Annotated in this window: 19 protein-coding genes, 1 tRNA gene and 1 pseudogene; 14 read left to right on the top strand and 7 right to left on the bottom strand. The window is 68.0% G+C overall.

Annotation, left to right across the window (positions count from 1 at the left end):
- Positions 1 to 32: 32 nt before the first annotated feature.
- The 9 genes from ACIRS4_RS20810 to ACIRS4_RS20770 all read left to right on the top strand — a co-directional run bounded on the left by ACIRS4_RS20810 (position 33) and on the right by ACIRS4_RS20770 (position 9,255).
- Positions 33 to 1,238: an acyltransferase family protein gene (locus ACIRS4_RS20810; RefSeq protein ID WP_404198138.1), complete on the top strand. Its 1,206-nt coding sequence runs from the start codon at positions 33 to 35 to the stop codon at positions 1,236 to 1,238.
- Between the two features lie 293 nt (positions 1,239 to 1,531).
- Positions 1,532 to 2,827 carry a phosphatase PAP2 family protein gene (locus ACIRS4_RS20805; protein WP_404197853.1) on the top strand — a complete coding sequence of 432 codons (1,296 nt, stop codon included), beginning with the start codon at positions 1,532 to 1,534 and terminating at the stop codon, positions 2,825 to 2,827.
- Positions 2,828 to 2,920: 93 nt separating this feature from the next.
- A complete protein-coding gene (locus tag ACIRS4_RS20800; RefSeq protein ID WP_404197850.1) occupies positions 2,921 to 3,652 on the top strand; it encodes a ferritin-like domain-containing protein in 732 nt (243 codons plus the stop codon).
- 98 nt (positions 3,653 to 3,750) lie between these two features.
- Positions 3,751 to 4,539 carry a hypothetical protein gene (locus ACIRS4_RS20795; RefSeq protein WP_404197848.1) on the top strand — a complete coding sequence of 263 codons (789 nt, stop codon included), beginning with the start codon at positions 3,751 to 3,753 and terminating at the stop codon, positions 4,537 to 4,539.
- A 27-nt stretch (positions 4,540 to 4,566) separates the two neighbouring features.
- A complete protein-coding gene (locus ACIRS4_RS20790; RefSeq protein ID WP_404197845.1) occupies positions 4,567 to 5,721 on the top strand; it encodes a sensor histidine kinase in 1,155 nt (384 codons plus the stop codon).
- Positions 5,718 to 6,410 carry a response regulator gene (locus ACIRS4_RS20785; protein ID WP_404197843.1) on the top strand — a complete coding sequence of 231 codons (693 nt, stop codon included), beginning with the start codon at positions 5,718 to 5,720 and terminating at the stop codon, positions 6,408 to 6,410. Before ACIRS4_RS20790 ends, ACIRS4_RS20785 begins: the two co-directional genes overlap by 4 nt.
- Positions 6,411 to 7,240: 830 nt before the next feature.
- Positions 7,241 to 8,011, top strand: a complete 771-nt coding sequence (locus ACIRS4_RS20780; RefSeq protein ID WP_389335362.1) for a hypothetical protein — start codon at positions 7,241 to 7,243, stop codon at positions 8,009 to 8,011.
- Positions 8,012 to 8,551: 540 nt separating this feature from the next.
- Positions 8,552 to 8,764, top strand: coding sequence for a hypothetical protein (locus ACIRS4_RS20775; RefSeq protein ID WP_404197841.1), 213 nt, complete (start codon positions 8,552 to 8,554; stop codon positions 8,762 to 8,764).
- Between the two features lie 41 nt (positions 8,765 to 8,805).
- On the top strand, positions 8,806 to 9,255 hold the full coding sequence (locus tag ACIRS4_RS20770) for an ISAs1 family transposase (protein ID WP_404197839.1): 450 nt from the start codon (positions 8,806 to 8,808) through the stop codon (positions 9,253 to 9,255).
- Positions 9,256 to 9,313: 58 nt separating this feature from the next.
- On the opposite strand, the gene ACIRS4_RS20765 is transcribed toward ACIRS4_RS20770, so the two are convergent.
- A complete protein-coding gene (locus ACIRS4_RS20765; RefSeq protein WP_404197836.1) occupies positions 9,314 to 9,748 on the bottom strand; it encodes an ester cyclase in 435 nt (144 codons plus the stop codon).
- Positions 9,749 to 9,948: 200 nt separating this feature from the next.
- On the opposite strand from ACIRS4_RS20765, the gene ACIRS4_RS20760 reads away from it, so the two are divergent.
- The 3 genes and pseudogenes from ACIRS4_RS20760 to ACIRS4_RS20750 all read left to right on the top strand — a co-directional run bounded on the left by ACIRS4_RS20760 (position 9,949) and on the right by ACIRS4_RS20750 (position 14,024).
- Entirely contained in the window at positions 9,949 to 11,766 is a 1,818-nt protein-coding gene (locus ACIRS4_RS20760; RefSeq protein ID WP_404197833.1) for a DUF4157 domain-containing protein, read from the top strand.
- Between the two features lie 187 nt (positions 11,767 to 11,953).
- Positions 11,954 to 12,204, top strand: a pseudogene (locus ACIRS4_RS20755) (hypothetical protein); the annotation flags it as partial.
- Positions 12,205 to 12,602: 398 nt separating this feature from the next.
- Positions 12,603 to 14,024: an ATP-binding protein gene (locus tag ACIRS4_RS20750; protein ID WP_404197830.1), complete on the top strand. Its 1,422-nt coding sequence runs from the start codon at positions 12,603 to 12,605 to the stop codon at positions 14,022 to 14,024.
- Between the two features lie 717 nt (positions 14,025 to 14,741).
- Here the strand turns inward: ACIRS4_RS20750 and ACIRS4_RS20745 are convergent.
- Complete coding sequence (locus tag ACIRS4_RS20745; RefSeq protein ID WP_404197827.1) at positions 14,742 to 15,314, bottom strand: ArsR/SmtB family transcription factor; 573 nt, start codon at positions 15,312 to 15,314, stop codon at positions 14,742 to 14,744.
- Between ACIRS4_RS20745 and ACIRS4_RS20740 the strand changes: the two genes are divergently transcribed.
- Entirely contained in the window at positions 15,313 to 16,125 is an 813-nt protein-coding gene (locus ACIRS4_RS20740; RefSeq protein WP_404197823.1) for a hypothetical protein, read from the top strand. The genes ACIRS4_RS20745 and ACIRS4_RS20740 overlap by 2 nt on opposite strands.
- Positions 16,126 to 16,999: 874 nt before the next feature.
- Here ACIRS4_RS20740 and ACIRS4_RS20735 read toward each other — a convergent pair.
- The 4 genes from ACIRS4_RS20735 to ACIRS4_RS20720 form a co-directional block, all read right to left on the bottom strand.
- Positions 17,000 to 19,750, bottom strand: coding sequence for a KGGVGR-motif variant AAA ATPase (locus ACIRS4_RS20735; RefSeq protein ID WP_404197820.1), 2,751 nt, complete (start codon positions 19,748 to 19,750; stop codon positions 17,000 to 17,002).
- A gap of 12 nt (positions 19,751 to 19,762) precedes the next feature.
- Entirely contained in the window at positions 19,763 to 20,185 is a 423-nt protein-coding gene (locus ACIRS4_RS20730) for a hypothetical protein (protein WP_404197818.1), read from the bottom strand.
- Positions 20,186 to 21,023: 838 nt separating this feature from the next.
- Positions 21,024 to 21,096 (bottom strand) — tRNA-Arg (locus ACIRS4_RS20725).
- A 243-nt stretch (positions 21,097 to 21,339) separates the two neighbouring features.
- The gene (locus ACIRS4_RS20720) at positions 21,340 to 21,531 is read right to left on the bottom strand and encodes a hypothetical protein (RefSeq protein ID WP_404197815.1); all 192 of its coding nucleotides are present in this window, start codon (positions 21,529 to 21,531) and stop codon (positions 21,340 to 21,342) included.
- Positions 21,532 to 21,677: 146 nt separating this feature from the next.
- Here ACIRS4_RS20720 and ACIRS4_RS20715 point away from each other — a divergent pair, with 146 nt between their 5' ends.
- Entirely contained in the window at positions 21,678 to 21,830 is a 153-nt protein-coding gene (locus ACIRS4_RS20715; protein ID WP_404197813.1) for a hypothetical protein, read from the top strand.
- A gap of 17 nt (positions 21,831 to 21,847) precedes the next feature.
- On the opposite strand, the gene ACIRS4_RS20710 is transcribed toward ACIRS4_RS20715, so the two are convergent.
- Entirely contained in the window at positions 21,848 to 24,781 is a 2,934-nt protein-coding gene (locus ACIRS4_RS20710; protein ID WP_404197811.1) for a BTAD domain-containing putative transcriptional regulator, read from the bottom strand.
- Positions 24,782 to 24,837: the final 56 nt, after the last annotated feature.

The following is a 24,837-nucleotide window of genomic DNA, read 5'->3' as shown; positions in this document are numbered from 1 at the left end:
CCGATCCATCGCTCTCACCCCGAGTGACGCCGCTGCGGGAGAGACCCCGGGTCGGCTGGCTGGACGCCCTCAGAGGCATCGCCGCCCTGGTCGTCGTCTTCGATCACTCCTCGTACGCGTTCCTGCCGCAGTTCAGGCAGGAGTTGATGCCCGAGTTCAACACCAGCCGTTACGGCATCATGGTGTTCTTCCTGGTGAGCGGCTACATCATTCCCGCGTCGCTCGAACGCGGCGGCTCCGTGCGGACGTTCTGGATCGGACGACTGTTCCGCGTGTACCCGCTGTGGGCGGTGGCCGTCACGGCGCTGCTGGCACTGCACGCACTGGACCTGGCCCTGATCCGCCCCGACCTGGCGCACCAGCCCCCGGCCACCGTGGCCGCCGCGCATCTGACCATGTTCCAGGAGCTGTTGGGCACACCCAACCTCCTGCTGGTCCTGTGGACGCTCTCCTACGAGATGGCCTTCTACCTCCTCACCGTCGCCCTTTTCACGGTCGGCCGGCACCACCGTTCGGCGACGGTGGCGGTCACCCTGGCCGTACTGGCGGCCGCCGGCGTCGCGGCGGGAGTCACGCTGCCGCCCTCGGCCCTCTCCCACGCCCTGGGCGCCGGCCCGCTGGTGGCGATCGCCTCGGTCGTCATGGCGACCGCCGTCTGCTGCGCCTGCGCCGGGCGGCCCGTACTGCGCACGGCCGGGGGCGTGCTGGGCGGACTGCTGGCCCTGCTGCTGGTGACGGCGAACGGCACGGTCCCCGTCTGGGAGGGGCTGATGATCCTCGCCGTGATGTTCCTGGGCACGGCGATCCACCGCGCGGAGCACGGTCAGGTGACGTGGCGCGCCGCCGCCTGCGCGACCGCCGCGGTACTGATGTGCGCCGTGGCCAGTGCCCACGGCCACGGCGACGCCCGCCAGTTCACGGAACGCGGCTGGCTCACGGCGTTCCTGCTGGCAGTCCTCACCTTCGCCGCCGGCTGGGCCCTCCGTCACCGGCGAACCCCTCGCTGCCTGACGGTCCTGGGGGCGATCAGTTACTCCGTCTACTTGCTCCACCCGGTGATGCTGGCCGTGACGGACGCCACGATCGGCCGCTCCGCCCGCGACGACCTCGTCCTGGAGGCGGCCTTCGTCGCCGTCCTCCTCCCCTTGTCCTGGCTGGCCCACCGCTATGTCGAGACCCCGCCGCAGAGATGGGGCCGTGCTCTCTCCCGGCGGCTGCGGGAGCGAGCCGGCGGATGATCCCGGCGTCACTGTGACGACCGACCTTCCGGTCGGCGGAGCACGGTGATAGACAGCCGGGGTGGAGAAGACTCAGGAGTTCCGCGCGGCCTCGGAGGTGCCCTGTTCCGCACCGAAGTCCGACTTCGCACCCCCTCCGATAGTATGTTCGATCTCGCGATGGTCACCCCTGTCGCTTTTCCTTCATCGACCACTCGACAAAATCGGCCAGACGATTGATAACTAGAGCATCGCGGGTGTTCTCGCGGACAAGCGGCAGGATCTCGCCGGTCGCGCGGCGGCATGGACGCGCGATGCTGTGGGGGACGGCGGGGGCGGTGGCTCTCGTACTCCTCGTCGCACTGGAGATCGCCGCACGCCGCTACGGCGAACCGGGCCCCGTCACCACCCAGGTGGAAGCCCTGGTCTTCGCCCCGAAACCGGGGCCGCTGTACGGCGGTCTGGCGTTGATGATGGTGGTGCTCACCTGGCGGCAGCGGTTCATCGCGGCCGGCGCGGCGATCGGCATCGACGTCGTGTTCATGTCGGTGCGGTGGGCGGCAGACGCCCACATACCCGAGGATCACTCCGTCGGAAACGGCGCGTTGTGGGTGATGCTGGGCACCGCGGTCTTCGCTGTCACGCGCCGCACCGGCCCCGAACGCGTCCTGCTGCTGAAGGGCGTCGGTCTGGCCCTGCTGCTGGTGGCCGGCCGCAAGATCGGCGACACCTGGCTGTTCATCACGGCGAAGACCCGCACCGAGGTGCTCGACCCCTACGTGGCGACCGCCGATCAGGCGCTGGGCAACCCGTCGTGGCTGGTGGGCCGGATGGTCGAGGCCACCAGCCCGATCAGCTCCCACCTCCTCCAGTGGGTCTACGCGCAGCTCGCGGTCGCCGCGGTCGTCGTCGCGCTCCACCAACTGCGCGACGTGGCGTCCGCAAGACGCTTCCCGCGCCATCACCTGGTCCGCACGTTCCTGGTGATCGGCCTCCTCGGGCCCGCCATCTACATGGTCTTCCCGGTCGTCGGTCCGGTCTTCGCCTACGGCCCGGGCGCCTCCGGCACCGGTGGTGTGCAGTGGGCGGTGGCCAATCTCTGGCCGAACACGCCCCCACCGATCACCGTCCCCCAGCCGGTGTCGTACGACGGGCTCACCCCCCGCAACTGCATGCCCAGCCTGCACACGGCATGGTCCGTCGCGATCTTCATCCACACCCGCAAGGCGCCCCGCCTGCTGCGGTTCGCGGGCACCTTCTGGCTGGTCGCCACGCTCACGGCGACCCTGGGATTCGGCTACCACTACGGCGTGGACCTCCTCGCCGGCGTGGTGTTCGCGCTCACGATCGAGGCAGGCCTGCGCTCGTTCGACCGAGGCTGGGACCGGGCGGGAGTCCAACTCGTCCTCCACGGCACCGCGGTCTTCGCCGCGCTCCTGGTGTCGTACCGCTTCCTGCCGATGGAACTGGCCGCGTACCCGGCGGTGTCCGGCCCCCTCCTCATCCTGGCGATGGTCTCGGTGATCTACGGCTACCGGCGCACCACCAGACTCTGGGAACCGGTCCTCGCCCCGGCCCGACGCCCGGAACCGCAACCCGAGCCGGCCTGAGCGCCGCCGCGGGACGCCGAAGGGAACGGTTCGGCCTCCGCGGGCGTCCCCCCTTTCCGGGGCACGGCGTCCGTGTCCGGAAAGGGGAACCGGGTGAGTGCGAGCGGCTTCGCCAAGTGGACACGGCAGTTCGAGGACGAACGCGAGCGCAGAAGCGCCCAGGGCGACCCGGACTGGACGCGAGGCGCGACGCTGCCCCCGGCGGTGTGGGCCGGCATCCAGCGCTTCCAGGTCGGTGAGGACGGCGACGGCGCCAACCTCGTCGCCAAAGCCGACCAGGCCGGCGACGCCGACTACGCCCAGGCGGTCAGACTCTTCGTCGCCGAGGAACAGAACCACGCCCGCCTCCTGGCCCTGCTGCTGGCCGCGGGCGGCCGCAAGACGCTGGCCGGCCACTGGAGCGACACGGTCTTCGTACGGCTACGGCGCCTGATGGGCCTGCGCATGGAACTGCTGGTGCTGATGATCGCGGAAGTGGTGGCCCTGCGTTACTACCGCGCCCTGCGCGACGGCACGGACGACTCGCTCACCTCGGAGGTGGCCGCGCGGATCCTGTCCGACGAGCAGCGGCACGTCCCGTTCCACTGCGAGCGGCTGCACGCCTCCCTGGCGGAACTGCCCCGCGCGACGCGCCGCCCGGTGATGGCCGCGTGGCGGCTCCTCCTGCTCGCGGTCTCCCTCGTCGTCGCCGCCGACCACGGCCCGGCACTGCGCCGGCTCGCCGTCGGCCGCCTGCGGTTCGTCGCCGACGTCATGGCGTCGTCCACCACGGTCGTCTCCGCGATACTGGCGCCCCGCCCGGACGCGTGGACGAACGCGGCCTGACCCCTGCCGGGAGTCAGCGGGTCATACCCAGGTCTGACCCCGAGGTTCAGTTCCCGGTCCGACGCCCCGTAGGGGGAGGCACAGGCATCGTCGTCGGCATGACGAACCCGACGACGTCCATGCCCGCCCCGGCCACCACCACCGGCGCCCGCCTCCACAGCGCGCTGCCCGTGGAGCGCCTGGAGGCCACCGGCTTTCCCGGACGCTGGGTGGGCGGCACGGCCATGGTGCTCGGCCCGCTCCTGATGCTGGCCGGCGCGTTACTGAGAGCCCGCTTCCACTTCTTCTTCCCCGACCAACTCGCCGCGTACGAACGGCACCCCACGCAGATGGCCACCGCGTACGGCCTCTTCGCCGCGGGCAGCCTGCTGCTCTGGCCCGCCGTGGCGGTGACGGCCGCGCGGATCGGCGCGCGGAGCGCCGGCTGGGGCCTGTGGGGAGGCGTCCTGGTGATGTCCGGGCTCTTCGCCCGCACCTTCCACGCGGGCGTCGACCATCTGGCCTTCCAACTGGTGCGTTCCCGAGGGGCCGGGCCCGCCACCGAGACGGTCGCCGCCGGCTACGGCGCGTTCCACGTCTTCTCCACGCTGAACCTCGCCGTCCTCGCCGGGTGGGTGGTCCTCGCCCTCGGCGCCTGGCGCACACAGGTCCTCGGCCCGGTCCGTGCCGCCGCACTCGGCCTCACCGCGGCGCTGCCCCTGGGGGTGCTGAAGGGAACGACCCCTCTGTCGCTGGTGGCCCTGGCCGGACTGTGCGTCGCCTTCGTACCCCTGGGGCTGGCACTGCTGCGCCGAGCGCCCCGGCCCAGCCGGACGGCGGTGCTGCGCTGGGTGCCGCTGGCCCTGGTGACGCTCGCGCTGATGGCACTGCTGGGACAGGTCGGTTGAGTGGACGCGCACAGGTACGGTCGGGCCATGAAGCCCGACGGGCAGCGCCACGTCCACGCCCTCGACCTCATCGCGGCACTGGCCCTGACCGCCGTGTACGCGGGATTCGCCCGGCTGACCTCCGACGACGGCCAGCCCGTCTACACAGGGCCGCCCTGGCTCGGCCTGCTGATCGCGGCCATGGTCGGCCTGCCCATCGCCGGGCGCCGCCGGTGGCCCGTCGCGGTGCTGACGGCCGTACTGGCCGCCCTGGCCACGGCGTCGCTCCTCGACATCCCCCGCGAGCCCTACGCCGCCGCCGGGCTCGCGGCCTACCTCGTCGGACTGGCCGAGCCCGCCCGCCGGTCCGTGCCCGCCCTCGCGGTGGCGCTGCCGGTGGCGTGCGGCGCCGTCTACGCCGGGGAAGCGGTGGTCACCCCCAGCGAAAACTGGCGGGGCGCCGTCGGGGTGGCCTCGGTCGTGCTCCTGGTGATCGGCGGGGCGTGGGGGGCGGGGGTCGTCCTGCGCGGCCGCCGGGCCGGGGCCGCCCGGGAACAGCGGCGTCGGTCGGAGCGGGCGCTGATCGAGGAGCGCCTGCGGATCGCCCGGGAGCTGCACGACATCGTCTCGCACAACCTCAGCCTGATCGCCGTCAAGGCGGGCGTCGCCGGGCATGTGGCCGAGGCCGACCCGACAGAGGCGCGGGCCGCCCTCAAGGTCATCGAGGAGACGAGCCGTGCCGCGCTCGCCGAGATGCGGCGCACGCTCGGCGTACTGCGCACCGAGGGCGCGCCCCTCGGACCGGTGCCGGATCTCGACCGGCTCGACCGGCTCGCCGCGGAGGCGCACCGGGCCGGTGTGGAGGTCGACCTGACGGTGCGGGTCGTGGACGGCCTGGCCGAGGGGACACAGCTGACCGTCTACCGGATCGTCCAGGAGGCCGTCACCAACGTGGTCCGGCACGCCGCCCCGACCCGCTGCCGGGTGACGGTCGAGGCGGACGCGCGAGAGGTGCGCATCGACATAGTGGACGAGGGACCGTCGCCCGCACCCAGCCGGACCGCTCCCGAACTGCCCGGCGGACACGGCCTCTTGGGGATGCGGGAGCGCGCGATGATGTACGGCGGCAGCTTCGAGGCGGGCCCCCGGCCGGAGGGCGGTTTCGCGGTGTCCGTCCGTCTGCCCGCCGAAGGGAACCGATGACCGTGACCGACGTGAGCCCCGTCCGGGTGCTGATCGCCGACGACCAGGCGATGGTGCGCGGCAGCTTCCGCGTCCTGGTCGACCATACCCCCGGCATGACGGCCGTGGGCGAGGCCGCGAACGGCGCGGAGGCCGTCGAACTCGCCCGCCGCGAAAGGCCGGACGTCGTCCTGATGGACGTACGCATGCCGGACGTCGACGGCATCGAGGCGACCCGGCGGATCAGCGCCGACCCGGCCCTGTCCGGCGTCCGCGTCCTCATCCTCACCACGTTCGACCTCGACGAGTACGTCTACGCCGCCCTGCGCGCCGGCGCCGCGGGCTTCCTGCTGAAGGACACCCCGCCGACGGAGGTCCTCACCGCCATCGGCGTCGTCGCCGCGGGTGAGGCACTGCTCGCCCCCTCGGTGACCCGCCGCCTGATAGCGGAGTTCGCCCGCCGCCCGGAACCGGCCCGCCCACCCAGCCGCTCCCTGGACGCGATCACCGACCGCGAACTCGAAGTACTCGGCCTGATCGCCCGGGGCCTGTCCAACACGGAGATCGCCGAACACCTCCACCTGAGCCCGGCCACCGTCAAAACCCACATAGGCCGCCTGCTCACGAAACTCCACGCCCGAGACAGAGCCCAACTCGTGATCGTCGCCTACGAGACGGGGGTGACGGGGCGGGGGCGAGGGGGGATGTGAAACGGATGCCGACTCACGACCACGCTGTCAGGAGTTGTGGACGGTGATGTCCCCGTTGCCGGTCTTCAGTCCCAGTCCATACCTACCCGACGGGTTGTCCGAGACGCCGACGCTCTTGTCGCCGTTGTTCGTGTCCGCCGTCACCCCGATAGTGATCCGCGTGCCCTTGAGCTTTTCCCGGTGATCCTGCCGGTGGAGCTCCTCACCTCGACCGTGCCGGAGACGCCGTTCATCTCGATGCGCCCCGAACCGGTGGTCACCTCAGGTCCTCAGGGCCGCCCTCCCGCCGATCGGGCCAACTGCGGCTTCCCGTGGGCAGCCCTGCGCCCGCGTTGAGCGGACTGCTCCTGAGTACCATCACCGCGCATCCGGCCCGACCGCCGGTCGAATGCCTGGCCGACGCGATCGGCGCCGTCAGAGCGCTGGATGGGGAATGCAGGGCCCCGGGGAGAGTCACGTTCGCCCGGTTGATCACGGGATGCCGTGGAGGGTCAGGACGGCCTCGGGTTGACCGTGCTCGCGCGTCGGGCGCTGGCGGTATTGGCCCAGCCGACGCCGTGGAAAGTGGCGTGTGCCGGGTCACGCAGGACGGTCATGACGGTGGGGGTGCGGTCGCTCTGAACCTGGCTGGCGTCCTCGGCCGACGGGATCGATCACGGGCCGGTCACGGTGCGGCCGTGCGCTCCAGAAGGAAGGGTAATCCTGAAAGGAAAGAAGGGCAGACCCATGTCAACGCTTCGTAAAACATGATGAGTTGAACAGGCCTATGCGATGATGCCTTCTCCGCCTGTCGCTGCGGAGATGTCGACACATCGAAAACGGAGTTTTTCATGCAGAAGGTCATCGACTACATCGAAGAACATCGGAAAACGTACGAGAACCATGCATTCTTCACTCGCCTGCTCACCGACGAGTCGCTCCCCGGAGAAAGGCGTCTGGCGTGGGGGCCCAGCGTGGTTCCCTTCATCATGGGCTATTCCGACCTGAACAAATACGTCTTCCGCAAAGACGAAGGCAATGCCCGGCCCGATCAGCTGCAGGCCCTTCTGAACGCGCACACGTACGAAGAGGACTTCCACTGGCAGTGGATGCTGACCGACCTGGAGAAGCTGGGGGCCGACAGCAGCATGCCCCTGTCGGACGCCACGCGGGTCCTGTGGAGTGCGGACTTCAGCCATTCTCGACGTCTCTGCCTGGAGCTGGCCGCGCTCGCCGCGGGCGCCCCCACGTACGCTGTTTTCGCGATGGTCGAGTCCATCGAGGCTGTCTCCATCACGATCTTCACCCACTGCCGGGGAATCGCCCTGCGGGACGGTCGCGAATGTGAGTTTTTCGGCACCAAGCACTATATGGCGGAGGCGTCGCACAGCATAAAGTCGCCCGAGGTAGAAGAGAAAAGCCTGCCGTCCCTCGACGACGCACAGCGCGAGGAAGCCAAGCGGGTTGTGGACCGCACGTTCTCGCTCTTCGACAACTGGTCCGGCTCGCTCCTGCGGTTCGCTCTCGAAAGCGGGGACCACGAGCGCACCTACGAGAGGGTGATCCAGGAGAGCAAGGACCTGCTGCCGGAAGCCGAGGCGGTGGCTGCTGCCGCCTTCTAGCCTCGATCGTTGCGGGTCAACTGCAGGACCCAGGGGAGAGTCACGTTCACCCGGTTGAGTAGGTGACGCTATGTCAGCCGTAGGTGCAAGGCGAGCATGGCCCCTTGTGATCATGGAGTTCTCTACGCTGCACGATCTGCAAGGTTGCCGTGCTCGCTGTTTCATCATCGCTCACCCCCATCGTCCGCACGCGGCGCCCCTGCCCTCCTCTCCGCCGGGGACGCTCGTGCCTGCGGGGCTGGTGAAGGCACTGAGCGCTTCACAGCTCCCGGCGAGCGGACCTTGCGGGACGTTTTCGGCAAGGTGGACGCCGCCGCGCTCACGCAGGCCGGCTTCGCCCGACTGACGGCCCTGACGCCCTCATCCCCCTGCGCCCTGGCACCGGACGGTGTCCGTGAGCGGGAACAACGGCGTGCGCATCGGACCGCCGCACCGCAACAAGGCGACGTTCGGCCGTCGCGACGGGCGTTCGCGGTAGATGGAAAGTGTCTGCGCGGCGCAGTACGCGCCGACGGCAGCCGCCTGTTCATACCGACCGCCGTGCGTCAACGACGACACCCTGACCGCGGCCCGGAGATCGGAGCGAAGACCGACGAAATTCCCGAATTCGCCCCGCTCCTCGACCAGATCGACGACACCGGCCTGGCCGACGCCGTGGTCACCGTGGACGCCCTGCACGCGCAGAAGGACCACGCCCGCTACCTCATCGAACAACGCCACGCCCACTACCTGCTGTCGATCAAGAGCAACTAGCCCAAGCTCTCAGGCCAGTTGAGCAACTTCCCTGGAAGGACGTGCCCGTCCTGCACCGCTCCAAGGACCGCGGGCACGGCAGGGAGGAGGTCCGCGAGGTCAAAGTCTGCAGCGCCGACGGACTGCTGTTCCCGCACGCCCGCCAGGTGGTCCGCATCCACCGCAAGCGCCGCCGCGTCGGAGCTGGGAAGTGGCAGACCGAGACCGTCTACGCGGTCACCGATCTCGCCGCCCACCAGGCCGATCCGGCCGAAATCTCGGCATGGGCCCGCGGACACTGGATCATCGAGAACACTGTCCACTGGACCAAAGACGTCACCTTCGCCGAGGACGCCAGCCAAGTCCGCCGCCACGGCATCCCCGCCGTCATGAGCACCCTGCGCGATCTGGCCCGCGCTGCCCTCCACCGTGCCGGATGGGCCAACATCGCCAGCGGACGCCGCGCCCACACCGCCCCCGAAACCGCTCTCACCCTCCATGGCATCCCGTGATCAAAACGGACGAAGGCCACTCTCCCCGGGGCCCTGACGGGGAATGGCGCCGTCCGGACTACGTCGGCGTACCGCCGAGCGTCGGCATGACGCCGAGCTGCTGGAGGAAGCCGAGAAGGTCCTTGTCCGACCACTTCTCCGCGAGCCTGCCGTTTTCGACGCGGTGAATCACCGTCGCCGTCATCGTCAGCTGATTTCCGGTCGCCGGAATGCCGGGCAGGTCCCTTTCGTGCACTCCTCGGGCCGTCATCCGGGTGACCACTTTGTCGCCTTCCGCGATCTGGTCCTCGATCTCATGGATTCCGGGAGTGGCCTCCCAGAAGAGACGGAACGCTTGCTTGAGCCCTTCGCGACCGGACCCGAGCCCCGGGAACGGAGGCGGGGAGTGGTCTTGGTAGTCCTCTGCCACGAGTTCGTCCATGGCCTCCACGTTGCCCCTGTCGATCTCCGCGTAGAAACGGCGAACCAACCTCTTGTTCTCTTCGCTCGACATGGGACTCCCCTACGCGCGTTTCGTACTGCCGGAACCGGTCTGCACGACCGGAAGCATGACCCGCCCCGGCATGGGGCCACGCCTGCGCCTCGCCGAGCTTCAGGGCGCGTCACCCGGAAGCATCCATGCGATGACTCGGCGCTCGGGTCATCCTGGCGGATCTCGCCGCCCGGCCGTGGCAGAGCGAGTTCGGCGGTCGGATGCGGCACGGCATCGCCTACCGGACGTCTACACCCACCCTGGGGAGGGGTGACAGGGGTCGCAGACGGCATACGCGTGCCAGATCTCTGATCTCTGCATGCGGCCGTAAATCACCCGTCCTATGCTGGCAAGAGGCCTTGGTGATCACGATCACGGCAGGTGACCCGCGGAGGCATCCCATGCACTCGTTCAGTCGTGACAACCGGTCCTCGGCCTCCGCAGCAAGTGGCGCTGACAGGGCCACCCACGTCACAAGCAATGCGCCCCTCACCAAACCTGGGGACGCCTTGGAGCGTGCGGCCGGCATGCTGGCCGACCGCGCCCTGGCAGCGCAGGCCCGGACAGCGGCGTTCTCTGCCACGGGTGTCACAGCGATGAGGGCGCCGGTCGGCCCACGTCCGGAGCACAGCGCTCCGGACGTGGGAGTCGTCCCCGCGGGCGGGGGTAAGCAGCTGGACCCCCCGGTGCGGACGGATTGGGAGCGGGCCTTCCGGCACGACTTCAGCGGCGTGCGGGTGCATAGCGGGCCGGAGGCGTCCGCCATGGCCGACCGGCTCGGGGCACGCGCTTACAGTTTCGGGCGGAATGTTGTCCTGGGCCACGGGCAGTCCCTGCAAGGCCACGCGGGTCGCCACCTCTTGGCACACGAGCTGGCGCACGTCGTCCAGTACGACGCCTCCGGCCGGGCTGTCGTCGCACGCCAAGAAGCCGACGAGAGGACCGACGCCGAGGTGCGCAGCGAACTCGAGAAGCGGACGGGGAAAGGTTTCGCTCAGCTCGTCCTGGGACTCGGCCGAGGCCCGATCGACCCGAGCAAGGTTTCGCCGCGCGAGCTCGAGCGGGAGCTGGAAGAAAACGGCACATTGCCACACAGGAAAATGGAGACCAAGGAACCAGTCGTGCTCGACGAAGTCATCGTCAAGCACCCATACCAAGAGAATCGTTTTGTCACCGAGGCCCGGACCGGCCGCCAGTCCCAGGTCGACGCGGAGAAGGCGGCCGGTCAACAGGCCGTTCGCGAAACCTTTGTATCCAACATGACCGGGGCATTGGGCGGTACGAGGACAGGTTCCGCTTCGGCGGGACTGGTGCAGCCGACCCCTGAGGGCAGACGCTATGAACCCCGGCCGCCCACGACGTACGACACACGGACCGGGGCGCGCGCCCCGGTGACGATCACTCCCCAGACCCGCTACGTCCAGGTCGCGAACCCGAATCTGGTTGCCCGCTACGAGCGGATCGCCAACGAGCGCCTTCCGGCTGTGATTGACCAGACTCTGGCCGCGGAACGGGCTACGCCCGCGCGGACCCGCTTGAGCCATCTCGGGACCGAATTCGACGCCCTGCGGGCGGAGGTCGGCAACGCCCCTTCCTTGACCGTGCAGCAGAGGAACCGCGCCACCGGCATCCTGCGCGAGGCTCGCGACCTAGCCCGCAAGGACTTCGGCAGCCTCCAGGAAAAGGTGATGCGGCGGCTGCGTGCCGATGCCGACCTCCAGGCCATTGAAGGCCGGCTCGTCGCCGCCGGTGATGCCCGACTCAACCCGACCGGCACGCTCCAGATCAAGGTCCGTCGCGCCGATGGGGCGGAACGCTTCGAACCGCTGAACCTCGAACATCGGGTGCGACTGTCGGACGATCCGTGGGCGGCGAAGGGGAACCGGAACATCATTTTGACCGATGCACCCCAGAACCAGCAGTACTTGGAAGGGATTCGCCAGCAGGGGTCGGTCTGGCCGACCGGCGGGAGGGAAGCGTTCGTGGTCCGGCACAAGCTGAACGACGAGGGAGTCGACTTCGCTCCGGGATCCCGCTGATGCAGTTGGTTGTCATGCGTGTGTGGTCGTGAACCACGTGAGACCGGCCCGAGTTGCTGACGAGGTTCCTCGAACATGGCCATTGCCCGCACGCCCTCGTACGCACGGCCATGTGCTGTCGCGGGTCTTGCGGTCTGCCGGCAGTCGCACCGAGAAGGATGGCAGTCGCACCGAGAAGGATCAGTGGCATTTGTGTCATGGCAACACAGTGGCCTTCACGGCCGGGGCGAGTACGCGGGAGCTGATGACGAGGATGGGCCACAGCAGCTCGCGCGCCGCGCTCATCTATCAGCACATGACGAGCGGCCGTCACCGAGCCTCGCCGACAGGCTCGGTGCCATGATCTGTGGTGGTGAGGGAGCGGCGTCGGACTTCTCCGAGGAGGCCCCCCGCGAACGCGTAAGGGCAAGCGCGTGGCCCGGTGCCGGAAACGGCTGAAGGCCGGACTGGGAGGAAACCCTCCTGAGCCGGCCCTTTTGCTGTGCCCTCGGCAGGATTGGAACCTGCGACACCCGCTTAGGAGTGGGATCGAATCTCTGGTGGGCGGTGCTTGGCTGTGCCGCGTGGTGCTCTTTTGCCTGATCAGCGCTGCGCGGCACGGCCGGCCCATCCGGCTCAGGACGGCTCTTGTCGCGCAGTACGCTCGTGCCGCTCACGCATCCGGCGACCGTGGGGCGTCAAAGGGCGAGCATGTTGCGGGGCACGATGGCTGATTTCCTCCGGTGGGTGCACCAGGACAAGCCGGACCTGTCTCGGCAGTCTGTCACTAACACTAATGTTACTAACTTGCGTGTTAGTCTCAGTGGCGATTTGGGTAACCCCGAGAAGGCGGCGACGTGGCAGATTTCGTGGGCAGGCGTCACGAGCTCGAGACGCTGGACCGAGAGCTGGGCAAGGTGGCGGCCGGGGCCGGTGGGGAGCGGCCCGGGCGATGCGTGATACTTCAAGGGCGCCGCCGAGTGGGCAAGTCGCGGTTGGTGGAGCGGTTCGCCGAGAGGTCCGGTGCGCCGTTCCTCTTCTATGCCGCCACAGGGGCGTCGCCGAGGGCGGACCTGGAACGGCTCGGCCAGGATGCGCAGTCATCCAGCCTTCCGCTGGCGAATCTGCTGTCCGCGGCCCGCCCGGCGAGTTGGGATGCGGCCTTCGACGTCCTGGCAGCGACACTTCCGCACGACCGGGCCAGCGTGGTGGTCATGGACGAGGTGCCCTATTTGATGGATGCGGAGGGCGCCTTCGAGGGCACGCTGCAGCGAGCCTGGGACCGAGTGCTGGAGAAGCGGCCGGTTCTGCTGGTTCTCATCGGCTCCGACCTGTCGATGATGGAGGCGCTGAACAGCTACGGACGCCCGTTCCATCAGCGCGGACGCGAGATGGTGCTGGGTCCGCTCAACCCGGCGGAGGTGGGCGAGATGCTCGGCCTCGAACCTGCCTCGGCTTTCGACGCGGCCTTGATCACCGGTGGGCTGCCTCTGATCTGTGCAGAGTGGGCGTACGGTGCCGGCATCTGGGAGTTTCTGCGGGAGGCGCTCAGCGATCCGGTCTCGGCCTTGCTGGTGTCGGCGGAGCGCTCGCTTGCTGCGGAGTTCCCCCAGCAGGTGCAGGCGCGCACCGTCCTGTCGGCGATCGGCAGCGGTGAGCGGACGTTTTCCACTATTGCCCGCGCCGCGGGCGGGATCGGGGCGACCCCGCTGCAGCGGTCGCTGGGGATCCTTGCGGACAAGCGGGTGATCGCGGCGGAGCTTCCGGTGTCCACGCGGCCTTCGAAGGACCGCCGCTACCGGGTCGCGGATCCTTACCTCCGCTTCTGGCTGAAGCTCCTGGGGCCGGCGATGGAGGAGATCGAACGGGGCCGGGGTGACCTGACGCTGCGGCGCGTCCGTGAAAACTGGACCAGTTGGCGTGGCCGGGCCGTTGAACCTCTGGTGCGTGAGGCGCTGGCACGGCTGCTGCCCGATGCGAACCTCCCCGCTGCCCCCGCCATCGGCGGTTACTGGACCCGTACCAACGATGTGGAGATCGACATCGTGGGAGCGGACGGGGCGCCGATCGCCAAGGACCTGCTGTTCGTGGGCTCGGTGAAGTGGCTGGAGAACTCCCCGTTCGACCGGCATGATCTCGCGGCGCTGCACCGACACCGCGCCGCGCTCACGCCTGATCCTGTGCCTGTGATCGCTGTCTCGCGCAGCGGGACCGACTGCGCGGGGCTCGACGCCGCGTACGGACCGGCGGAACTCCTCGCGGCGTGGTCCTCCTCCTGAGCGTGCCGGGATACATGGTGGACCGAGGCGTACGGCCTGCCGGTCGGACTCGGGTCGGCCGAGCGGGACTCCGGCCCGATACTCGCTCGTCCCTTGTGAAGTCCGCCTGGACGCAACTGAGGAGCAGAGGTGCACCAGGATGGTGGTCGTCTGCGCGGGTCGCCCTGCCGTCGAGCAGCGCACGATGTTCGGCACGGCACGGTACGGCACGGCACGGCGCGGACCATCGGCCGTACCCGGGCCGCGCCGCCCTGGACAGGTCCACCGCGACCTCGGCACCGTGCCGACACCTCGACGAGGACGTCCCTCCGCTCACGCAAACGGCTGACTTGGACTGTCATGGGACGCGCACCCTCGCCGTGCGACGGCCCGGGCTCGCCGTCGCGCAGCTCCAGCTACACCCGCCCGCGGGTGCGACGCCGAACGTCGTCGCCCCACTGCGCCGCGACCACCGCGACACGCGCGCCACCGCGCAGCGTGAGCGTCCACACCGGGCCCCGGGCAGTGGCCGGCCTGTGGACTGATTGCGGTCGGGTGGATCCTGGCCACCACGGTCACCGCTGGAATATCCCGTGCGATCAGCCGTCAGCGACTGATATCGCGGGCGGCGTGTCTGGGACGACCGGCACGCGTGCGGCACGAACCTGATGAGGAGGTCGTGGCTGCTCGTGAAGACGTCGGCCCGACCTGTCCCTTCCTTTCAACTCACCCGTCCGGTCAGTCAGCGGGCAGGCCGAACCAGCGGAGCAGTACGGGTCGTGCGTCGTCGGGGGCTTCCTCGGGCCCGCGAGCATAGCGAGCGAGCAGGGCCAGATAGTCGTCGTGGAATGCGTCCAGCTCACCCTTCGTGAGGTGGATGAGGCTGCGTGAACCCCGCATCCAGCCTTCGGACTCCGCCTGCCCGGCGGTGAACTGCCGCGCCAGCTCGACGTCCTCCTCCATCCTCATCCGGTCCAGCTCGGCCGACATGGCACGCTCGGCCTCCGTCAGCTCGCTCTGCGGCGGTCTGCGGATGTCGAGCCCGCGCACCCCGCGCCACCAGCGCTCCCTCCCGGTGGAGCGGTCGGGGATGTCCTCGATGAGGCCACTGCGTTCCAGCATGCGCAAGTGATAGCTGAGCGTCCCGGTGTTCTCGCCGAGGGCGGCGGCCAGCGTGGTCGAGGTGGCCGGGCCCACCGCGCCGAGGTGGCGCAGGATACGCAGGCGCAACGGGTGCGAGAGGGCCTTGAGTACCTCGGGGCTGTCGACCGTGCGCCGTCCTGCGGCTTCCGCTCTCCGCTCTTTCGTCATGGCGGCAGCCTATCCAGACGGCAGCTGTTTCTCTGCAGACCTTTCTCTGCAGAGAAATCTCTGCAATGCTGGGCGCATGACGCCGAACCGAGTGACCTTGAATCGCGCAGTCCGCCGCTTCGCAAGTGCTGCCGCGGGGGCCCTACTTGTCGGAGTCGCCCTGGGCACCGCACCCGCGTCCGGAGCTGAGCTGGCCGCGGATCTGCCCGAGTTCGACTTCTCCGCCTGCCCGACCGTCGATGAGCTGCCCGCGGGTGCGGACCCCGGAACCTGGCGCTGCGAGGTGATGCACGCCACGGGGCATCTGCGCATGGGTGCCGTCGACGAGCCGCTCACCGAACCTATGAAGATCACCTTTGCGGAAGGCTGGGTGGACGGTGAATTCCGCCAGGTCTTCGGGGAGATGACCGCTGCGCCGATCCGGGCGGGAGGCACCCCGTTGACGCTGACTCCGCAGTACGGCGGCTACTCGGACTTCCTGTCCGACGACACCCGGCGCGGCGAGTTCGACATCAAGTTCGCCATAAGCTCGGCGGGCGGGCTGCCGGCCCTGCTGCCGTCGGGCTGCTCGGTGGGCAGCGATGAGGATGCGGTCCACCTGGTGCTCAAGGACACCGATCCCACCCGGGTGATATCCAGAGATCCCCTGGTCGTCGCCTTCGGCGCCCAGGACGCGGAGTTCGCCGCCCCCGGCACCAGCGGCTGCGGCCGCGTGAGCCACGCACTCGACCGCGCCCTGGGCCTGCCGTCCGCGGCGGGGGCGAACGCCTTCGACATGGATGTCACGGTGGCCATCCGGTCCTACATGTAGACCCGTTCGGTTGGGTAATTACCCATACCTGTAAGCCAGTTGCGAGGGTTCAGACCGCGTTGACCTCGGAGTGTTCCATGCGGGGCCACGCTCGAAGCGACCCCCGGTTCGGATGAGGGGAGGCGTGTTTCACGGCCCAGGCGGCGGACTTGGGCGGACTCGACGAGCTTGAAGACCATCGCGATGGGCACCCCGGGAGTCGGCGCCCCTCGAGCCCTTCGTTCGTCGGCTCCAGGACCTTCGCCACGGCGCGGCCCACGAGGCCGGGGCTGACCTGAAGGCCATTCAGGCGATGCTCGACCATTCCCCGATCACCATCACGGCCGCCACGTACGCGAGCCTCCTCCCGGAGGCGGACCTGGCAATCGCCGAGGCCGCAGCCCGGCTCGTACCGCGAGCCCGCGCCACCTCCGAGGAGGTCACCGCTCCCGAAGCGGAGTCCGAGCCTGATGGCGCGGAGAAGGCCGGCCCGAGTCCGTGCGGCATGATGCTGTTCCGGCGGCCATACTCGGGAGATCAACTCCCCGTCCGCTCACGCAAACGGCCCCGGACGAAAGCCCGAGGCCGCCTGAAGCCCTCCCTGGAGGAGAAACCCCAGGTCAGAGCGGTAACGCATTGTGCCCCCGGCAGGATTCGAACCTGCGACACCCGCTTAAAGGAGTTTTCTCGGGGCGGGGCTGTGACCTTCAGAAATGCTGGCTGTAGGGCGTCCCTCCTGAAGAAACACTCCTCCGTAGTTCTCACGTGTTCGTGGGGTTTCCCATTCTCATGTGTGCTGCATCCGTTCCGCAGACCAGCCTGCCTGAGTGTCCTACAGTCGCGGACCTTGGGGTATCGCGACGTCTTAGCGACCGGCCGGTTGCTTTCAGTGCTGTCATCGTCGCCACAGCACCTTGGCTCTGCGCTCGCTTCCGTACCCCAGACCGTGTCGGTAAATTTCGGCCACCCAGTAGCGGCCATCGTTGCCTCGAGCGAACACTCCGGAGTCCACGAGGAAATCCGCTTCCTGAACTGAGATCTCGACTTCCTCCAACTTGAAGGGCACCGTCACTGGCTGGCGTACCTGCTGTAGTCGGCTCAACAGCTCGCCGACTTCCTGATTCTCCTGCTGAATCGAGTCGATCTTGTTCGTGCTGCAGGCGAGCAGCGCCTTGCGCATGGCCCCGGGGACCAGCACGCGGTCTTCCCATGTTGTCTGAGGAATCGACAACTGTGCCGCCTCGGACAAAAACACGACCACGTCCCTGGCTTGCACCTGGTCATTGAAATCCCCGAGGGCAGCGGGCACCCAGAGGTGAGAACGTGCTTCCTTGGACTTCTCTGTCCCCATCTTCCAGCCCCACACTGGGATAAGGGTCTCCACGAGGTCGTCGTACGACAGCTCAGTGATCTGGGACTCGTCCACAGGCGTAGGCAGCGCGCCGGCGTGAGCGGTTACCCACAGAGCGAGCCGCAATGCCTCTTCCTTGTCCCAACGCAGCGCATACGGCTCGTGCCGGGCCAAGAGCTGCCCACTGTTCTGGCGCACAGCCCGCGTCACCAGATCCTGACGGACGAAGACCACCAGCCCAAGAGGGCGCCCCCGCAGCGAGCGCAGCCAGGCGAGAACGTCGATCAGCAACACGCGCAGTGCTGTGCGCTTGGACTCGTTGTCGAGCGACTGCAGCAGGTCCTCAAGCCCGTCGATGACGAACACAGCCCGCGCTCGCTTGCCGAGCTCGGTCAGGGCGGCTTCCGCGCTGCTGCTGTCAGGCGGCCGTACGCCTGCCGCGATAGCCAGGCACTCAAGCCACAAGTGCCGCCATTGCAGCTCGTCCTGCGCATCGAGCGTTGTGAGGCCCGTCCTCAGCCGGTCCTTGATTTCCTGAGAGGTAGCACCCTGGCCAGGCTCCCCGCTGTGTCCTGCCACGAATGCATCACGCAAGTCCTGGGTTGTTACGTCGTCATACTCCAGGTTGTCCGACTCAAGCACTGGGACCACAGGCACAGTTAGTCGAACGCCCTCGATGCCGGACTGCTCGGCGAACATGTCCCACGACCGGGCGGCGCATGCCTTCGCGTACATGAAGGTCTTGCCTGCGCCTTTGGCACCCACTACGAGCGCTACTGGCGGCTCTGTACGGTGATCTCCCAGCAACCTGCGCAGCGGATCGGTAACTAGGAAGCCACTGGCTGACGACATGCCTTCCCGTTCGGCATAGATGAACCGTCGAGCGGTATCCGCCAGTCGGCTACGCAGCGTGGAGTGGTCGACAGCCTCCGGCAGTTCCTCCATGGCAGTGGCAGATGGAGCGACCAAAGTGGGCATAATCGGCTCTAGGGCCTCAGCTACTTTGCTGCTTTCCAGCACTCGCATGACAGCGTCCCAGGCGGAGGGGAGTGCGAGCAGCTCTTCTCGAAACGGACTTAGTAGTGGCTGGGAAAGGAGGTCGGTGTCTACTTCGCCGGTGTCGTCAGGTTCAGTGCCTGGTTCGGTGGCTGGCCGCCTGAGCGACGCGAATAGCGCGCTGCCCAGCTCATTACGTGCGCGGTCCGCCTGGTCCTCGTGCACATCCTGCCGATACTGCGTGATGATCACAGAGCTTGCCGGATCAATACCCTGGAGGGTCGGTGCCTGGTGTCCCAGTTGCCGCAGCAGTCTCTCGGTTCCGGCGAGTGACTGGTGGCTCAGGGTGGTGACGAACACGCGCTGGACCCGCGGGTCAAGCAGCACCGGGGCGGACAACTCGGTTGCTCCCGCACGCAGGTCGATGATGATGGTGTCTGCGCCGACACGGGCGGCGAGCGCCACGAGTGCTTCGGTCAGGAAGTACGGGGAGCGGCTCGGTGTGAGCAGATCCGCTGGGTCGATCCGAGGTGGGCCAAGCAGTGGCCTCCGACTGGTCGGGACCACGGTCACGCGCCCCCCGCTGGTATACCGTCCGACCTGCTGATTCGGCAGGTAAGCAGCGGCGATGTCCACGGCCGCCGACCAGCTGCCGTCCTCGGCTCCCTGCAACAGGGCGAGCAGGTCCTCATAACAGAAGTCGAGCTGCCCCCCTTGGGCTCTGTGCATCCACGTGATTCCGGGGGCCTCAAGATCGGCGTCGATCAGCAGGACGCTCCCGCCGCGTTGGGCCACGGCATCAGCCATGGCAACTGCGTGGACCGTGCGTCCGACTCCGCCCTTGAATGAATGGAACGCCACTAGCTGTACGTCGCCGGCAAAGGTTTCGTCGGCGGGCCTTTCCAGCGGGTGCGCCAGGTGCGGAGTGATGTGCTTCTCGCGCAGCAGCGGGACACGTCGAGGCTGGTTCACGTTCTCCGGTTCGGGGGTGAGCATGACGGGCAGGCCAACAACCTCAGTCGCCCTCGGGTCATCGAGCGCCAGCACCAGCGTGGCGTCGTGCCATTCGGCCGAGCCCGTTCCGAAAGCTTCGTCCAACCATTGCTTCACTTCTTCGGCATCCGTACCAGGTGAGACAACGAGCTCTAGGCCGTCCCACCAGCCATCCGCCGCTTGCAGCCAATGCGGCCACCGGCCCGCTGCCGCCAGGAGAGCCAGGTGCTCTTCCACGTCCACCCAAGTGAAGAGATGCTCGGGGGGAGCCAGCCCTTCCAGATCAGTTAGTTCGGCCACGACCACGTACTCCTACCCTTAGTCCTGCTCGCACCAGCTGATCAAAGCGCGAAGCGCATCCTGGGCTTCCTTCTCGTCCGCCGAGTCAAGCTTTGCACCATAGCGCCACGCCTGATGTAGATTTGCCAGGGTGACGGAGCCACGCGTGGACGGGTGCATCTTGCAACTCTGAAGCCGGTCGAGGCGCGCACCTATGACCCGAGGCAGCCGCAGTTCCTTGGCCAGTTTGCGAAGGTCGTGAGTGGCCTCCAGAGCCGCAGAGTCGCGGTGCCCCTGCCGGACGAGCAGCCGCTCCTTGAGCCCGCATTCGGCGGCGTAGAACAGGAGGAGACAGACCGTGGCCACGTCTCCAAGCGCGCTGTTCGAGTCAACCGACTCCGCTGAGTCGCGCAGTTGATCTCGTCTCCTCTGGAGCGCTTTGACCCCCACCTGAAGCACCATGGGGCCATCCTGTCACCACAGTGCCGAGGTTCCCCTGGGGCGAAGAAGGGCCAGCTCCTCGTTTTCGTAGTTGTTCAAGGCCGTCGCCGAGACCAACCTTGAGATTGCCGACGGCAACGCCGCCCGCCGCCAGGGGTTCGAGCACCTCGCCCAGGTTCGCTAGAAGGGCCGTGAGCACCGCCGCAAGATGATGAAGTCCCCAAGCCCGCGCATGGACCGAGGAGCGCATCCTCCACTGGAAGCGCACTGGCGAGAAGCCCTCGCCCGGTGATGGCTTGGACGCAGGAGTATGTCGGCCTCTTCCTCGACCACGTCGCGGAGGACCGCTTGTATGCGATGTTCAACCTGATTGCGTTCTGCGGGCGGCACCGGGGCGAGGTGTGTGGGTAGAAGTGGACCGACACCAGCCTGGACGCTGGGCTCATCACCGCCGCCAAGCAACTCGTCGTGGGCGGCTGGGAGGTGTAGCAGGCCGATCTCAAGACCGACGCCAGCGCGCGGACCATCGCGCTCGACTCCGACACGGTCAAGCCCCTCAAGCGGCGTCGCGCCCAGCAGGACAAGGATCGCGAGGAATGGGGGTGCGCCTGGGCGGACATGGGTCGCGTCTCCATTGGGCCACAGCCGCTCGCGCGCCGCGCTGATCTATCAGCATTGCCAGTGATCGTGACCGGGCCACCGTGGATCGGCTGGGGCCATGATCCGCGAGAGTGGGGAGAGGCCACCTGCTAGGGAATGTGGACTCCGCGCGGACTCTAGTGGCACGCGTGTGGCACGGCCTCGAACACGACGAAGGGCCAGCCTGGGAGGAAACCCTCCTGAGCTGGCCCTTTTGCTGTGCCCCCGGCAGGATTCGAACCTGCGACACCCGCTTTAGGAGAGCGGTGCTCTATCCCCTGAGCTACGAAGGCGAGGAAGGCGGGGATCTGTGGGAAAACGTGTAGGAAATCGGGGTGAACCCCGCGATGCCGGACACGTCGTCCCAGGATCTCGCGCGGTGCACGGCCAGGGCTGCGCACCACCGCCAGTGTAGCGGGTGGGGACCGTAGGTTGCTGTCGGATCAGGGGGATGTGATCTTGCGGCGGCGCGGTGAGGCCGTGAGGCCCGGGGCCGCAGCGAGCTCCGCCGGCGGGACCACGTCGCCGCAGCCCGGTCAGGCGGATGGGCTCGCCGCCGTGGCGAGGGAGATGAAGTTGATCATCCAGGCGAAGCCGAGGTGGACGAGGAGGGCTGCGTGCGCTCCGTACGCGGGGACACGCTTGTCGCGGTGCGAGTAGTCGGCCTCAACAGCCGCCCACAGCGCCACAGCAACGGTGCTGGACTTGTGTGAGAGGCCCCTCCGCATCCCGGGGAAACCATAACCAGGTGTTTCCTCCAAGGTATGCAGGCGGGAACGTTCCGGGATCGGCCTGTGAGACCTTTACGGATGTCGACCACGGATACACGCCACACGGCGTCTTATCCGCTCGAATAACCACAGGGGGACGAACCATGCACACCAAGCTGATCAGACTGACTGGAATCATTGCGGCTGCCGTCCTGGCGCTCGGGCTCAGTGCGACCGTGCAGGCCGCCGCAACCGGCCAGTCAGCCGAGCAGCAGATCCTCGCGGACAACAAGGGGCCGGCAACCACCAAGTCATGAGGCCCGCGCCACCTTCCTCAATGACTGCGGCCGGCCTCCGGAATCTCCATGAGGTCGAACAACTCGGCTGCTACCAGCTGGTTCTTCCGAGCCGTCGAGCCGTCGCCGAGTCCCTCGGCCGCTTGGGCCAGACCCAGGTACGCGGACGCCTGCTCAGAGCGGAATTGGATTGCCGAGGCGACCTCAAGCGCGTGGGCGTGCAACGCCGTCGCCGATGTGTACTGCCCTTGTGCGGTATGCAGCCGACCGAGGATGTTCTCGGCCTTCGCCTGGCGGACCGGCGTACCACCGGACCGTGCGAGGGTCTGGGCACGTTCCGCGAGCTCAGACGCCGTGTCACTGTCGCCGAGATGGTGCGCTACCTCGGCGGACAGAGCCAGCACCAGGGCGACATCGCCCTGCGGCGCGCTCTCGTCACACAACTCGCGGGCCCGTATCAGACTCGCCTGGGCATCTACGTACTGACCCATGCCCAGCTGGGCGAAAGCCAGATCGGCCAGAGCCATGGTCTCGTTGACCGAGTTCGCGGTGCCCCGCTCCAGCTCGAGGGCCCGGAGGGCGGACGCTGCGGCCTCCGGATAGCGGCCCCATCGTGCGTACAGCGAGCTGAGAATCGTCTGAGTCTCCGCTTCAGTGCGAGCAGTGCCGAGTTCCCTGGCCAGTTCGACCGAGTGCTCCAACAGGGGAAGGGCCTCGTTGTACCGCCCCAGCATCGACATGAGCAGCCCGAGAGTGGACTCACTGTTCGCCTCGGCGTCACGGTCGCCGAGGCGAACCGCGATCTCGCGTCCCTCGCGGGCGACGTTGATGCCCTCCTCGAAGTAGCCGAGTTTCCAGCAAGCGGCGCCAAGACTGGACAGGCTGATACTCAGCAGGACCGGATCGTCGAGCCGGCGCGCGGCTTGGACCGCGAGGCGACCGAGTGCTCGGAACTCTTCGAAATAACTACCCGCATTCAGATGGAAGACCAGGTCGCGGACCAGCCAGCCGGTGTGCCGGTCGTAGCCGAGCCGAGCGGCCAGGTCCACGACCGCCAGCAGTCGCTGATGTTCGCGACGGAACCAGAGGCTGACGCTCTTCTCCTCCGCCAGTTCCGGGAGCTCTCCCTGATACCGAGGGATCCCGGTTGAGCGGGCGGTACGGCCTGGGAACAGTACGTCGCAGGCTACGTTGGTGGCTGTCAGGTAGTAGCTGAGTAACCGCTCGACGGCGTCCGCGTCGGGCTGTTCCGTCATCGGTCCGTGCTGGCTCTGGGCGAAGCTGCGTACGAGGTCGTGGAAGGTGTACTCGCCCAATCCGGGCTGTTGGAGCAGATGTACGTCGAGCAGAAGCTCCAGTATGTCCTCGGCGTCCCGGACATCGGTGTCGAGCAGCGCGGCCGCCGAGTGTGCGTCGATGCCATCACCAGGGTGCAACCCGAGGGCGCGGAACGCGGCGCGGTGCCTGTTGTCCATGGCCAGGTATGACAACTGAAGTGTCACTGCGACGCTGCGTTCGCCTGAGCTCAGCTCGTCCATCCGGCGGCTCTCGTCCCGCAGTCGCTCGACGAGATGCCGCACGGTCCACCGGGGCCGGTTGCGCAGCCGTGCGGTGGCGATGCGCAGCGCCAGGGGGAGATGGCCGCACAGCTCGGCGAGCTCGGCGGCCGCCTCTGGTTCGGCTTTCACACGGGCCGGGCCCAGCGTCCGTGCCACCAGAGTGGCACTGTCCTCGGGTGGCATCAGCCCCAGGGAGATCCACTCGATGCCGTCGAGGTCGAGCAACCGCACCCGGCTGGTGATCAGCACAAGGCAGCCGGGGGGAGCCGCCAACAGCGGCTGGACTTGAGCGGCGTCGGAGGCGTTGTCGAGTAGTAGTAGCATCCGGCGCCCCGCCAGTGCAGAGCCCCATGTGGCGGTGCGGCCGGGCAGGTCCTCGGGTATGTGTTCGCTCGGCGTACCGATCGCGCGCAGCAGGATGTCCAGTGCTGTCGATGCCGGTATGGGGAGCTGCTCACCGGGGGTGAACCCGCGTAGGTCCACATAGAGTTGCCCGTCGGGGAACTCCTCGGTCAGCTGGTGAGCGGCGCGTACGGCCAATGAGGTCTTGCCCGTGCCGCCCATCCCGTCGATGGCTGCGACCCGGGCGCTGTGCTCATCTGGCAATCTCTCGGCCCGGACCCGGCTGAGCAGGATTGCCAGCTCCTTGTCCCGACCCGTGAAATCCGGCAGCGCATACGGGAGTGTGGAAACTGGACCGCGTTGCTCAGCCGGCATTCCGGAGGCAGTGGCGGGCGGCCCACCATGCGGGGCTGTCAGCTCCGGACTCTCCCGCAGGATGCCCTCGTACAGCTTGACCAGTCGAGACCCCGGATCGATGCCGAGCTCGTCGACGAGCAACTCGCGTACCTTCCCGTACTCCTCCAGGGCGTCCGCCTGTCGTCCCGAGCGGTACAGGGCAAGCATGAGTTGGCCGCGCAGAGTCTCACGCAAGGGGTGTGCATCGACGAGTGCCCGCAGACTCGGGACCAGTTCGCTGCTTGCGCCGAGCTCGAGGCGCAGTTCGTGGAGTTGTTCGGCTGCGGCGAGACGACGCTCCTCCAGCGCGGTTGCCGCGCGGCCGATCACCGGGCCGCCCTCACCCGCGAGGACGGGTCCCCGCCACAGATCGAGAGCGCCCTGCAGCTCTGCGCAGGCATCGGTCAGCCTCCCGACGCCCACGGCTTGTTCCGCTGTCTCGATCCGTGCGTTGAAATCGAGAAGATCAAGTTGGCTGACCGACGTGATCACCCGGTAGCCCGGGCCGTCCGTGCTGATCATCTCTCTACCGGACGGCAGGCGGCGGCGGAGATCGGCGACAGCCTTGCGCACCTGGTGCGACGCAGTCGCAGGAGGGTCCTCCTCCCAGACGGCCTCAACCAGTCTGGCAATCGGTACTACCCGCCCGGGTTCGAGGAGCAGGGTGGCCAGCACTCGCTCTTGGATGGTTCCGCCGAGACGCACTCGTATGCCGTCGGCCCATACCTCAA

Source organism: Streptomyces sp. NPDC101166 (genome assembly GCF_044768125.1).
GTDB lineage: Bacteria > Actinomycetota > Actinomycetes > Streptomycetales > Streptomycetaceae > Streptomyces.
This window is presented reverse-complemented; position numbering and strand designations above follow the sequence as displayed.